Annotated in this window: 10 protein-coding genes; 2 read left to right on the top strand and 8 right to left on the bottom strand. The window is 75.6% G+C overall.

The window, feature by feature from the left end; translation table 11 throughout:
* Nucleotides 1-60 precede the first annotated feature (60 nt).
* Nucleotides 61-1,110 (top strand): hypothetical protein, encoded by a 1,050-nt coding sequence (locus RM540_RS15545; protein ID WP_311665803.1) that lies wholly within the window; start codon nt 61-63, stop codon nt 1,108-1,110.
* A 16-nt stretch (nt 1,111-1,126) separates the two neighbouring features.
* On the opposite strand, the gene RM540_RS15550 is transcribed toward RM540_RS15545, so the two are convergent.
* The 8 genes from RM540_RS15550 to RM540_RS15585 form a co-directional block, all read right to left on the bottom strand.
* Nucleotides 1,127-2,086: a class I SAM-dependent methyltransferase gene (locus tag RM540_RS15550; RefSeq protein WP_311665805.1), complete on the bottom strand. Its 960-nt coding sequence runs from the start codon at nt 2,084-2,086 to the stop codon at nt 1,127-1,129.
* A 47-nt stretch (nt 2,087-2,133) separates the two neighbouring features.
* Nucleotides 2,134-3,276, bottom strand: a complete 1,143-nt coding sequence (locus RM540_RS15555) for a glycosyltransferase family 4 protein (protein WP_311665806.1) — start codon at nt 3,274-3,276, stop codon at nt 2,134-2,136.
* A 2-nt stretch (nt 3,277-3,278) separates the two neighbouring features.
* Nucleotides 3,279-4,499: a glycosyltransferase gene (locus tag RM540_RS15560; RefSeq protein WP_311665808.1), complete on the bottom strand. Its 1,221-nt coding sequence runs from the start codon at nt 4,497-4,499 to the stop codon at nt 3,279-3,281.
* Nucleotides 4,486-5,388 (bottom strand): glycosyltransferase family 2 protein, encoded by a 903-nt coding sequence (locus tag RM540_RS15565; protein ID WP_311665811.1) that lies wholly within the window; start codon nt 5,386-5,388, stop codon nt 4,486-4,488. The genes RM540_RS15560 and RM540_RS15565 overlap by 14 nt, the downstream gene beginning before the upstream one ends.
* Nucleotides 5,389-5,413: 25 nt before the next feature.
* Nucleotides 5,414-6,844 (bottom strand): oligosaccharide flippase family protein, encoded by a 1,431-nt coding sequence (locus tag RM540_RS15570; RefSeq protein ID WP_311665813.1) that lies wholly within the window; start codon nt 6,842-6,844, stop codon nt 5,414-5,416.
* Nucleotides 6,845-6,928: 84 nt separating this feature from the next.
* Nucleotides 6,929-8,371, bottom strand: a complete 1,443-nt coding sequence (locus tag RM540_RS15575; RefSeq protein WP_311665815.1) for an O-antigen ligase family protein — start codon at nt 8,369-8,371, stop codon at nt 6,929-6,931.
* Nucleotides 8,371-9,621, bottom strand: a complete 1,251-nt coding sequence (locus RM540_RS15580; protein WP_311665817.1) for a Wzz/FepE/Etk N-terminal domain-containing protein — start codon at nt 9,619-9,621, stop codon at nt 8,371-8,373. Before RM540_RS15580 ends, RM540_RS15575 begins: the two co-directional genes overlap by 1 nt.
* A 128-nt stretch (nt 9,622-9,749) precedes the next feature.
* Nucleotides 9,750-11,336: an SLBB domain-containing protein gene (locus RM540_RS15585; RefSeq protein ID WP_311665819.1), complete on the bottom strand. Its 1,587-nt coding sequence runs from the start codon at nt 11,334-11,336 to the stop codon at nt 9,750-9,752.
* Between the two features lie 107 nt (nt 11,337-11,443).
* On the opposite strand from RM540_RS15585, the gene RM540_RS15590 reads away from it, so the two are divergent.
* Nucleotides 11,444-12,289, top strand: an 846-nt coding sequence (locus tag RM540_RS15590) for a 4-(cytidine 5'-diphospho)-2-C-methyl-D-erythritol kinase (protein ID WP_311665821.1), incomplete at its 3' end; no start/stop codon positions are given.

Genomic DNA, 12,289 nt, shown 5'->3' on the forward strand with positions numbered 1-12,289 from the left:
CGTCCGCCCCGCCCGCGTCCGCCCCGCCCGCGCCCGCCCCGCCCGCGTCCGCCCCGCCCGATGTCCGCGACGACGCTCTCGACCTGGCTCTACGCCGAGCCGCCGGGCGAGGAGAGCGTCTACCCGCAGGTGGTGGGGCAGGGGGCGCCGTCGTCGACGCGGTTCCAGGTCGTCTACTGGCGGTGCGTCGCCGTCTTCTTCGCGTCCGCCCGGCGGTGGGCGCCCGACGCGCGGCTCGTGCTGGTGACGAACGTGGAGGCGGTCCCGGCGGTCGACGGCCGCGACCTGGGGGCGTTCCTGGACCGGCTGGGCGTCGAGGTGGTGCGGCTGCCGTACACGTTCCGGCCGCCGCCCGGCTACTACGGGGCGTGGCGCAACCAGTTTTACGTGTTCGACGTGGTCCGCTGGTTGGCGGCCGAGGTGGACCCGGGCGGCGTGGGCATGGTGCTCGACTCGGACTGCGTCTGGGCGCGGCCGCCCGACCGCATGGCGGCCATGACGCGCCGCCACGGGGCGCTGACGTACGACCTCGGGCTGCCTGAGGGCGGCGAGCAAAACGGGCTCACGCTCGCCGAGATGGGCGCGCTCTACGCCGACCTCGCGCCGACGCTGGGCGGGGAGGCGCCCGAGACCGCCCCGCCCTACGTCGGCGGCGAACTGGTCGCGGCGACGGGCGCCGTGCTGGGCCAGATCGACGCGCTCGCCGCCGAGCTGTGGCCCGAGATGCTCCGCCGGCACGGGGCGGGGCGGTCCCACTTCAACGAAGAGGCGCAGGCGCTGAGTTGGATCTACCACCGGCTCGGGATCGCCTACGGGACTGCCAACCCGTTCCTCCGGCGGATCTGGACGACGCTGCTCCAGGGCGACGACGCCCGCGCGCCGGACCTCGACCTCACCGTGTGGCACGTGCCGGGTGAAAAGCGGTACGGACTCCGCCGCGCGTTCGCCGAGGCCGTCGACCCGGGCTCGCGGTTCTGGACGCTCGGCGGCGACGCCTGGCGCGGGCACGTCGGCGGGCAGCTCGGGCTGCCGGGGCGGTCGCTCCGCAAGCTGGCGCTCGACGTGCCGGTGGCGGTCCGCGACAAGCTCCGCGGTCGGCTCGGGCGGTAGCCGCCCCGCCCGCGCGCTAGCGGGCGGGGCGGGCGAGGGTGAAGCACGCCTGATCGCCGTGGCCGGCCCGGTTGAGCGCAGCGGCTTGGCGCTCGAAGGCCTCGACGTCGGCCGGCGAAAAGGGCGAGGCGGCGGGGTCGACCTCGTAGGACCGCGGGTCGCGGAGGGCGATGTCCTGCCGGTACTGCTCGCTCCCCCACAGCCCGAACGCCGACGAGTCGCAGGTCACGGCGCGCACCTCCAGCCCCGCCCCGGCGGCCAGTCGGCCGATGCTGTCGCGGGTGTGGAGGAACAGGTGGCGCGGGGCGTCGAGCTGGACCCAGGCGGCCCCGTAGGTGCGGAAGGCGTACGAGTCGGCCACGGGAATGCGCAGGAGCACCTGCCCGCCCGACCGGAGGAGCCGCTCGGCCGACGCCAGCGTCTCGGCAGGATCCGCGAGGTGCTCGAACGTGTGGTGGAGCATGACGAGGTCGAACGTTCCCTCGACCTCGTGGATGCTCTGCTGGAGGATCCGCACCCCGCCCGAATCCACCTCGTCGGGCGCGTATGGGTCGGCCCCGGTCAGCGACGTGAAGCCGGCGTCGCGGAGCTCGAAGAGGACGTGCCCCGCCCCGCTCCCCACGTCCAGGATGCGGCTGTCGAGGGCGGGGCGGAGCGGGGCCAGCCACCGCCCGACGTAGGGCGCGCCGTAGCGCCGCGTGAGGAGCGCGCCGCCGAGGCTCGGGAGCCCGAGCGCGTGCCGGAGCCGCTGCCGCTTCGCGAGCCGACGGAGCGGCCCAGGCGCCTCGGCCCCGAACGAGTAGTAATCGGCCGGGTAGTACGCCGACAAGTCCGCCGGGACGTGGGCGATCTGGAGGCACCCGCACACCGCGCACGCGAAGTACTCGAACCGCTCGCGCGTCCCGTACATCATCTCGCGGGCGACGAGGGCGGGGTGGGGGCCGGGGGCGCCGCAGACGCGGCAGGCTGCGCTCATAAATCCAAACCTACGGCCGCACGCGCCTCGGCCGGGGCGGGGCGGCGTCAGGGGAGCCGAGCCAGGAGCGCCCGCCACCGCGCGCCGACGACGGCCGGGCTGAACTGGCGCTCGAACCGCGCCCGCGCCGCCGTCGACGCCGCCGCCCACGTCCCGCCCCGCCCGAGCGCCTGGACCGCGTCGGCGATCTCGGCCGGCGCTCCGGCGCGGACGAACCGGCCGCCCCGCCCCTCGTCGACCATCTCGGGCAGCCCGGCGTGCCGCGTGACCACGACCGGCGTCCCGGCCGCGAGCGCCTCGATCACCGTCAGCGGCTGGGCCTCGACCGGGTACGCTGTCGGGAGCACGAACGCGTCGGCGTCGAGGTACAGGCGGCGGACTTCGGTTCGGTCGGACACGCCGCCCAGGACGCGCACCGCCCCGCCCACGCCGAGCGCGTCGACCCGGGCGCGGAACGCGGATTCGGCCGCGCTCGACGGCCACCGACCGGCAAACGTGGCCGAGGCGTCGACGCCCCGCCCGCGGAGCACGGCGAGCGCGTCGAGCACGTCGGCGTAGCCCTTCGACGGGATCATGCCCGACAGGTAGAGGAGGCGGACACCAGGCCGCCCCGCCCGGTCCGCCCGCGCCGCCTCGACCTCGGGCGGGGCGGGGATGGCCGCGTCGTCGATCGTGTTGGGGACCACCCAGCGCTTGGCCGCCGGGACGAACGGCGCGCACCGCGCAGCCAGCCCCTCCGTCAGAAACACGACGCCGGCGAGGCGGCGGACGAGCGCGCGCCCGGTGGCGGCCGTCAGCGGCGACCGGAACAGGCGCTCGACGTCGCCCCGGTGGACGACGGCGACGACCGGCCGCCGGCCGAACGCGGGCGCCACCGTGAGCAGGTCGCGCGCGTGGCCGAGCGGCGACGGCGACACGGACGGCCACAGGACCGGCGCCCCGGGCCACGCCGCGAGCGCCCGTCGCAAGCGGGCGGGGAGGCGTAGGAAGTGGGCTGCCCGCGCCACCCCGCCCCCACTCGTCACGAGCGCCTCGCCCTCGGGCGCGCCGACGTCGACGCGTCCCACGTCGGCCGCCCCGCCCAGCGGGCTCGCCAGGAGGTCGGCCAGGCGCGCCGTCGCCAGGGCCTGCCCGTCGAGCGGCGGCGGGAACCGGCCGACGACGACCACGGGGGGCGGGGCGGGGCGCATCCTTAGGCCTCGACAGAGTGGAACGCGTGGTGGTCTCGGCCCGCGACCGCGAGGGCGCCGAGGACGGCGCGGGCGGCCGGGCTCAGCGGCCGCCCCGACCCCGGCCGCCCCGCCCGCACCGCGTTCCACAGGCCGTCGGCGAACGCTTCGGGCGTGTACGACGCGATGATGGATTGCGATGCCTGGCCCATCGCGTCCCGGTCCGTCCGGTCCGACGCGACGTGCGCCAGGAGGTCGGCCAGCGCGCCCGGGTCGTCAGGGGCGAACCGGAACCCGTTCTCGCCCTCTCGAACGAGGTCGCGCGCGCACCCCGCCCCGCTCGACACGAGCACGGGCAGCCCGCTCGCCATCGCCTCGTTCACGACCAGCCCCCACTGGTCCGCCCGGGCGGGGTGGACGTAGGCGCCCGCCGCGCCGTAGTGCGCCGGGAGCGCCTCGATCTGGGCGAACCCGGCGAACGTGACGCCCTCCCCAGCCGCCCGTTCGAGGGCGGGGCGGAGCGGGCCGTCGCCCACCAGGACGAGCGGCCACGGTGCCTCGGCGGCGGCCCGGTAGCGCCGGTACGCCTCGACCAGGAGCCCGACGTTCTTGCGCTCCGTAAAGCGGTTGACGCTGAGGAAGCCCACCCCGCCCCGCCCGCGCTCCCGGGCGGCGCCGTCGCGGAAAAACGCGTTGTCGACCACGTCGAGCGGCGTGAACACGCGCCGCCGCGGGACGCCGAGCGCGACGGCGTAGGCGGCCTGCGGCGTCCCGGCGACGAGCGCCGCGTCGTACTGCGCGACGAGCGTACGCTTGACGCGCTCGCGCCACGGCGAGCGCTCGGCGTCCTCGGCGCGGCTGTCGAAGAGGAGCACGGCCACGCGGCTGCGGCGGCGGCACCACGCGAGCGCGGCGTGGGCGTCGGGCGTGCTGTAGCTCGTGATGGCGACGGCGTCGGCGTCGATCCGGTCGAGCGCCGAGGTCACGGCCCGGCGCGTCTGGACGGGCGAGGTGGCCGCCATCGACCGGCCGGGGAGGGCGCACACGCGGTCGTACGGCGTCGGCCCCGCCTCCTCGCGCCACGCGTACGTCGTGTCGACGGTGGCCGTCTCGAGCGCCGTCAGCGCGACGCCCTCGGCGCCGAGGCGCGCGTGGAGCGCCCGGAGCCGCGCCAGGTGGTACGGCCCGAGGCGCGGCCACTGCACGCACACGCGGCCGATGGGGCGGGGGCTAGGAGTAGTCAAAGACGGCCCACGTCCAGATGGCGGCGGCGGCGTCGCCCCGGCGGCGGTAGTCGGCGGCCCGCGCCGGCCGGAGCCGGGCCAGCGCCCGGAAGGCGACCGCGCGCGCGCCGTACCCGACCGCGCTCCCCGCCCGGTGGAACCGGGCGAGCGCCGGCGACCCGTGGCGCCGCAGGAACGCGGCGTGGCTCCTCGACGCCACCACCTGCTGCTCGGCGTACCGCCCGGCGCTCGCGGCGCCGCCGATGTGCGTGACGACGGCGTCGGGCACGAACGCATTCTGCCGCCCCGCCCGCGCGAGCGCCAGGCACAGCTCGTTCTCCTCAGCGTACATGAAGTACCGCTCGTCCCACCCGCCGACGGCGTCGAACACCTCGCGGCGGAGGGCCAGCGCGCACCCCTTGACCACGTCAACGGGGGCGGGGCGGTCCAGCGGCGGGCGCGGGGCGGGCAGCGCCAGCAGGTGCCGGGCGATCGACTGGGCGGTGTCGAAGGGGCTCGTGCTCACCTGGTCCGTCCCGTCGCCGTTGAGCACGCGCGGGCCGACGGCCCCGGCCTCGGGGTGGCCGTCGAGGTAGGCCACGAGCCGGGCCACGGCGTCGCCGTGCACGACGGTGTCGGGGTTGAGGAAGAACAGGACGCGCCCCGACGACCGCCCCGCCCCCACGTTGTTGGCGGCCGCGAAGCCGACGTTCCCCCCGCTCTCGACGACCCGGACGCGGGCGTCGCCGGCGAACGCCGCGCGGAGACGGGCGGCGCTCCCGTCCGGCGAGTCGTTGTCGACCACGACGACCTCGTGGCGCAGCCCAGGCGCCGCCTCCAGCGCCGACCGCACGGCCTCGCGCGTAAGGTCGAACGTGTCGTAGCTGACGATGATGGTCGAGCAGTCCACGGGGCGGGAGGGTCCGCTGACAGAGCTACGCGGCCCCCGTCAGGGGCTTGATGAGCGGCCGGAGCTGGACGTACCCCGTCCATCCCGCGACGGCGAACAAGGTCGCGCCGAGGACCAGCGACGGGGTGAATCCCAGACCGAGAACGGCGACCGCGAGGGCCGCGGCGACCAACGCCCCTGCGCCGAACACGCTCCGTATCGTGCGGGCCGGGACCCTGCTCAGCACGCTCAGGACCACCGTGTCCACGATCGCGCGGGCGCTCCACGCGGCGGCGGCCCCGGCGGCTCCGTACTCGTGGAGGGCCAGCCAGAGCAGGAGGAGGTACGGCACCAGCTCCGCGGCGTGGACCTTTGCGACGAGGTCTGGCCTGCCGCTGCCCTGGAGCATCGCGAACGGGACGTAGGCGAGGCAGTTGAACCAGACGCCGGGGAGGAGAAGGATGCCCACCAGCCCCGCCGCCTCCGCGAAAGCCGGGCTGATCCACCACGCGATCAGCGGGTCCACGAGGAGCAGGCTGGCCACGACCGCCGGCGTCACGACGGCCGCGACGCTCCGCATCCCCTTGGCCTGGAGCGCGTGCTGCTCGCCAAGCGCCGCCCGCGCCGAGAACCGGGGGAACAGGGCGTTTGTCAGGCTGCCCGGCACGAGCGTGATCTGGGTCACGACGCCGAACGGAACCGTGTAGTACGACACGGCCCGGACGCCGGACACGGCCCCGATGACCACGCGGTCGAGCGTCGAGAGCAGGGGGTTGATCGCGCTCGTCACCGTCACCCACCCCCCGTAGACGAAGAGCGGGCGGACCTCGCGCCGGTCCAGGCGGGGGTGGAGCCCGACGGGCAGGCGACGGACGCACAGGGCGAAAAGGGCGAGACTGCTCGCGGTCCGAACGGCGAGGACGGCCAGGACGAGCCCCGACAGCTGCGGACCCGCGGTGAGGGCGACGGCGAGGGGCACCAGCTGCACCAGCGCGCCCTCCCCAACCCGGACCACGTTCTGGCGGAGAAACTCCTCCCGTCCCATGAGCGCACCGGCCATCACGCTCGACGCGAGGAGGAGGGGAAAGGCCAGAGCCAAAAAGGGGAGGGCCGCCTTCACCTCGCCAGCGAGAGCGCTGGGTACGTCGACAACGAGCCCGAACACGAGCGTCGCCGCCGCCCACAGAGCGAGGCCGGCGCCGAGACCGAGGGCGAGGTTGAGGAGGAGGGCCGTCCAGAACACGGCTTCACGCCGCTCTGCAGAGGCACCGTGCAGTGCCGCGACGCGGTTCGTGACCGCCCGGCCCAGCCCGAGGTCGAACAAACCGAAGTACCCCAGCAGCGTCCAGAGCACGGCCAGGACCCCGTATCGTGCCTCCCCGATTGCGGCCAGGTACGGCGGAACAGCGAGGACCATCACGGCCAGCGGGACCGCGGACCCTACGGCGTTGTAGGCCGTGTTGCGGGGGACGCTCACAGCCGCGGCCCCCCGACCGCCCCGCCCGCCCCCCACGAGACGGGAGCCCGAGCGGGGCGGGGCGGGTGCTCCCCAGGGGACGGGCTACTGTGCTGCACTACGCCGGGACGCCGCATCGGGCGGGGCGGACAGCGCCCGCGCCCGGTCGGCCACGCCGTGGGCAAGCGCGAGCGTGAGCGTGACGACGAGCATCTGGTCCAGGATCGAAAACGGTCCTGACGTGATGGCCGCAAGTGAAAAGGCCACGAGCGTCGCCATCGCCCCCAGCGCGCACGCGCGCTCGCGCGCCGCAAGCCGGGGCGACCGGCCCGCCGCCGCCCCGCGGACCACCCCGCCCGTCCAGACGGTCATCATCAGGAGGAGGCCCCACAGGCCCGTCTTGTACCACAGCGAGACGTACCCGTTGTGCAGGAACGCCCAGGTAATGGTCTCGTGGGAGATCAGCCCGTAGTACGAGAACTGGACGCCCCACCCGTACCCGAGCACGGGGTTCGCCCGGATGCGCTCCCACGCCGCGTCGGTTTCGGCAAAGCGGTTCAGGAGCGAGATGTCCTGCCCGGCCGTCGCGAGCGTCGCGAGCCGGTTGAGCGACCCGTCGACGATGAGCGAGATCTGGTCCGCGAACAGGAGGAGGCTGAGGGCGACGAGGGCCGTCGTGCCCAAGACGGCGGCCAGGACCAGCCGCCTCCGGTCCGCCGAGCGGCCGACGACTCCGAGGGCCACGAGGCCGAGAACGGCGGCGACCCAGAACCCCCGGGACTTCGACAGGATGAGGCCTCCGAGGAGCCCGCCCGCGAGGGCGAGAGCCACCGCTCGCGTGGTCCGACCTCGCGCCGTGGCGAAGGTGGCGACGCTGAGCAGGAGGCCCGCCGTCACGGATGTCTCGCTCGACGCGAACCGGGCGTCAGCGATCTCCCACACGGCGGTAGCGCCCGTGACGACCTCGCGCAAGAAGAGCGCGCTCTGCACCGACGCGATGACGCCGTACGCTACGAGCGCGCCGGCCAGCAGCAGCGACCCATAGCGGTGGCGGGCGCACAGGTCCTTGGCAGGCAGGTAGAGGAGGAACGGGATCGTCGCGAGCACGTCGGCTCGGAAGTCGTAGGCGCTGGCTCCGAACAACTGCCCGAGCACCATGCCCGCCACCAACCCGCCCGCCCCCCAGGTGAGAGCAGCCACGTCGAACATCGACGTGACCACGCGCCGCCGGTAGAGCCACACGTCGACGTACCAGTGGGCGAGGTACACGACGAGCGCGAGCCCAGAAACCACTTCCAGCGCCGTCGTCCCCTGCTCGCCGCGGAACTGGAAGGTGAGCAGAACGAGAACGGCCGTGAGCCGGGCGAGCGGGGTGGGCCGTGCGACGGCCAGCCACAAGCCCACGGCGATCACCACCGGCACGGCCCACACCGCCAGCGACCCGATGGCGGCGAGCCAGACGGCGAGCCCGAGGACGGCCGCCCCGCCCGCGAGGACGGCCGCCGACGCGAGAGGCGTCGGGGGCGGGGCGGGGCGGGCCGCCTGCACTACGCCTCTGCCCGGAGCCGCGCGAGCACCGACGGCCCGCCCCGCCCGAGCGCCGCGAGCAGCAGCGTCACCGCCACGGCGACGAGGAACGCCGAGAGCGTGGCCCCGATGACCAGGAGCGACCGCCGCGGCTCGGCCTTCCGCGCGGGCGGGGTGGCCGGGTCCAGGACCTGCACGGCGTCGGCGTCGCGCTGCTCCTGGAGCCGGGCCTGCTCGTAGAGCGGCTGCACGGTCTCGATCACGGCCTGCTGGATCGTCACCTCCTGGAGCACCTGCGCGTACTCGCGCTGGACGCGCGGGAGGTCGCGGAGCGGGAGGGGGAGGGCCGCCTCCGCCCCGCCCGCGAGCCGCGCCACCTGCTGGCGCGCGGCCTCGACGGCCGCCGCTGCGGCCCGGACGTCGGTGTTCTCGGGGCCGTACTGCGACAGGAGCGCCTGGTACTGGACCTCGGCGCCGGCCGCCTCGGCTTGGGCTGAGGCCAGCGCTTCGAACAGGGCCGAGGCCTGGGCCTCAGGCTGGACCACGCCTGACCGCTCCTGGAGCGCCTGGAGCACGGCCTGCGTCGAGTCGAGGTCGGCGTACGACTGTTCCAGGCGCGCCTGGAGCGACCGGCGGTACTCGCCCGCGCTGCTCGACTGGAACTCGATGTTCCGCTCGTTTAGGCGCTCGACGAAAAAATTTGCCATCTGCGCCGCCCGCTCGGGATCCTCGTCGAGCACGCTCACCGCGAGGTAGTCGTACTCGACGCTGACCTCGAACTCGGCCCGGTCGTACAGCTCGGCGAGGGTCCGAGCCTGGGGGAAGTCGGCGTCTTCCAGGTCGTACGCGGCGACGAGGTCGAACCGCTCGACGACGTCTTCGAGCGTCGAGGGGCTCGTCAGGATCGCCATGTAGCGCGTGAACCCGCCGCCGCCGCCGCCGAGCAGGGCCGCCGCCGCGGGCGAGACCGCGCTGATCGCGGCCGAGACCAGGCCCCCGCCCTCGTCGGGGAGCAGCACGCGCGTTTCGGCGCGGTACTGGTTCGGGAGCTGGAGCGTGATCGCGACCGCCGCGATGGCCACGAGTGCCGTGACCGCCGTGATGGTCCACCGTCGCCGGTAGAGGGCGGCGGCGGCCCACCACAGCCGCTCCCGCGTCCGCTCGTTGCTCGCCAGGAGCTCGGCCTCGACCGAGCGGGGCGGGACCGGGCCGTCCCCGTCACCACCGGGAACGGACAGGTCGATGTCGGCGCGCTCGCGTGCGGGGTCCATAGGTCGAGTCAGAAAAACGCTCCCGGCGGGGCCGGGCGGGGCGGACGGAGCAGCAAACGCGGCAGAGGCACGGGGGGCGGGGCGGACTCGAAGCTACCGCCCCGCCCTCAAGGAGCGCTCGGGGCGGGCTAGTTCGTGATCGCGTCATAGGCGAAGATGAGCGTCGCGACGGTGCTGATGGCGGCGAACGCCGTCTGGATCACCTGGAGCGTCCGGTTCCGGCGATCCGATTCGAGGGCGAGCTCGAGCTGGCGGAGCTCGGGCGTGTCGGCCCGCGGGGCGCGCTCGACGAACACGCGGTCGCCGGGGCCGACCGGCGTCGCCGGCCCCTCGACGTAGCGGCCTGTGCCGGCCTCGATGACGAACGTGGTCTCGGCCCCCGACGCCGCCCCGCCCGCCGCGGCCACGTAGGCCCCGGCCGTCTGGCCCGCCGCGAACGGGACGAGCCCGGGCCGGAGCACCTGCCCAAACACGTAGACCGTCCCCGCCCCCGACGGGACCACGAGCCGGTCGCCGGTGCGGACGACGACCGACTCGCCCTCGCCGCGGAGCGCGGCCGCGAGGTCGATCGAGACCTGGGCTGGCCGCGACGCCTCCTGCTGGAGGTAGGCCCGGCGGAGCACGTCGAACTCGCTCAGGCGCGTGGCGTCCGGGGCCAGCGACTGCGTCCCGGCCGCCTCGGGCTGCCGGTACAGGACGGCCGCGCGCGGGAGCGCCTCGGGGAGCACGCCCCCCGCCCGCCGGACCAACTCGCGGACCGTCGTCTCGCCGTCGCGGATCGGGTACACCCCGGGGTAGCGCACGAGCCCGAGCGCCTCGGCCGTGCCGGCGTCCTCGTCGCGCGCGAGCACGTAGAGCTGGTCGCCCGGCTGGACCGCGACGGTGCCCAGCTCGCCGGGCGCCAGGAGCCGGTCGGCAATCGCGCCGTCGGCCGCCGCGCGTGTCAGGCGCACGCCCGTGACGGAGGCCTCGGGGCCGCCCGCGATGAGCACGAGGTCGCGGACGGTGTCGCCCGGCTTGAGGTCGTACGGGCCGGGCCGGGCGACGACGCCGCCCACGAGCGCACCCTCGCTCAGCGGGTCGAACGTGGGGAGGTAGACGACGTCGCCGTCGAGCAGGCGCGGGTTGCCGTCGAGGTCGCCGGTGGCGAGGTATCGGCGGTAGTCGACAGTGAGGTCCGCCCCGCCCTCGCGCCGCACGACGACGGCGCGGGCGGCCGGCTGGAGGCCGCCGACCTCGGCGAGCCCGCCCGCCGCCGCGAGCGCGTCCTCCAGCCGCGGGACCGGCCCGACGAGCCGCCGGCCCGGCGCCGCGACGGCGCCGGAGACGTGGACGAAGTACCGCCGCGGCGCGGTCAGCACGAGGTCCGTCGGGACGTTCCGGTACTGGCGGTCGAGCGCGGCGCGGACTGCCCGCTGGACGTCGGCGAGCGTCCGGCCGCTGGCTTGGAACGTGCCGGCCTCGGGGATCACGAGCAGGCCGTCGGCCGACACCTGCGCTTCGAGGACGCGCGGGCTCTGGCCGCCCAGGGTCGCCGCGAGCACGTCGCCCGGGCCGAGCGTGTACGTCGACGGGTCGACCGTCCCCTCGATCGAGATCGCCGGCCCCACGCGGCGGTCGGTCCGAACGGGGCCGAGGGTCGGCGCCTGCGCGCTGGCGACGGCGGACAGGCAGACGAGCGCGACCAGGGACAGGCCGCGGGGGAGACGGTACATTCGGCGGCGCGGCAGGCGATCGGGGGCGACGGCCGAAAGTACGGCGGGGCGGGGGGGCGTCCGAGGCGTTTCCCCGTCCCCCGGCCCCTTTGCACGCTCTTCCCGCCGTGACCGCCCTCGCCCGCCCCGCCCCGGCCAAGCTCAACCTCGGCCTCCACGTCCTCCGGCGCCGCGCGGACGGGTTCCACGACCTCGAAACGGTCTTTCTGCCCATCGGCTGGGCCGACACGCTCGCGGCGGCGCCGGCCTCGGACCTGGCGCTGACCACGACCGACCCGGCGCTCCCGACCGACGGCCGCAACCTGGTCGTGCGCGCGGCGCGGGCACTGGCCGCGTGGGGCGGGGTGGAGGCCGGCGCCCGACTCCACCTGGACAAGCGCGTGCCCTACGGTGCCGGGCTAGGCGGCGGCTCGTCGGACGCCGCCGCCGCGCTCCGCCTGCTCGCCGAGCTGTGGGAGTTGGCCGTCCCCGACGACGTGCTGGTCGACCTCGCGCTGGGCCTGGGCTCCGACGTCCCGTTCTTCCTCGACGGCCGCCCCGCCCTCGCGACTGGGCAGGGCGAGCGGCTCGCGCCGCTCCTGGGCGCCGCCGGCGCCCCGTACCGCTGCCCGTTTTGGATTGTCGTCGCCGTCCCCGACGTGCACGTGGGCACGGCCGAGGCCTACGGGCTCGTGACGCCGAGGGACCGCGACCGCCCCGCCCTCGCCGACGTCGTGCGCTCGAACGATCTCGCGCGCTGGCGGGCCGAGCTCGCCAACGACTTCCAGGCGCCGGTCGAGGCGGCCCACCCCGCCATCGCCGCCGCGCGCCGCGCGCTCGTCGCGGGCGGGGCGGGGTACGCGTCGCTCTCGGGATCGGGGAGCGCCGTGTTCGGGGCGTTCGAGTCCGAGGCGGCGGCGCGAGCGGCGGCGCGCTCGGCGACGGGCTGCCGCGTGTGGGTGGAGGCGCGGGGC

It is taken from the genome of Rubrivirga litoralis, from assembly GCF_031846415.1.
GTDB classification, from domain to species: domain Bacteria; phylum Bacteroidota; class Rhodothermia; order Rhodothermales; family Rubricoccaceae; genus Rubrivirga; species Rubrivirga litoralis.

Bases quoted from the DNA above. Each gene is read 5' to 3' on its own strand.
- RM540_RS15580 (WP_311665817.1), bottom strand. From the start codon at position 9,621: ATGGACCCCGCACGCGAGCGCGCCGACATCGACCTGTCCGTTCCCGGT.
- RM540_RS15545 (WP_311665803.1), top strand. From the start codon at position 61: ATGTCCGCGACGACGCTCTCGACCTGGCTCTACGCCGAGCCGCCGGGC.
- RM540_RS15585 (WP_311665819.1), bottom strand. From the start codon at position 11,336: ATGTACCGTCTCCCCCGCGGCCTGTCCCTGGTCGCGCTCGTCTGCCTG.
- RM540_RS15555 (WP_311665806.1), bottom strand. From the start codon at position 3,276: ATGCGCCCCGCCCCGCCCCCCGTGGTCGTCGTCGGCCGGTTCCCGCCG.
- RM540_RS15550 (WP_311665805.1), bottom strand. From the start codon at position 2,086: ATGAGCGCAGCCTGCCGCGTCTGCGGCGCCCCCGGCCCCCACCCCGCC.